The following is a 236-nucleotide window of genomic DNA, read 5'->3' on the forward strand; positions in this document are numbered from 1 at the left end:
CTTCAGCATCACGATGTTCATTCAAATAAACAGTCGCTACATTGGCTCCTTCTTTCGCAAATATGACAGATACTGCTCGTCCAATCCCGCTGTCTCCACCTGTGACAATCGCCGTATTCCCTGTCAGCTTTTTGCCTTGCACCTCTCGATCAAAGGTAGCACTAGGGTTCATTTTATATTCAAGTACTGGACGCTCGTACTGGTGCTGAGGCGGGACCGTAATCTTTGTATGCTTT

Annotated in this window: 1 protein-coding gene; it reads right to left on the reverse strand. The window is 46.6% G+C overall.

Going from position 1 to position 236, the window contains the following annotated elements; translation table 11 throughout:
• On the reverse strand, positions 1-223 hold a 223-nt coding region (locus tag KVT11_RS20620; protein WP_217609219.1), incomplete at its 3' end, for an SDR family NAD(P)-dependent oxidoreductase.
• Positions 224-236 lie beyond the last annotated feature (13 nt).

This window comes from Bacillus sp. GbtcB10 (assembly GCF_019091365.1).
Lineage (GTDB): Bacteria > Bacillota > Bacilli > Bacillales > Bacillaceae > Bacillus > Bacillus altitudinis.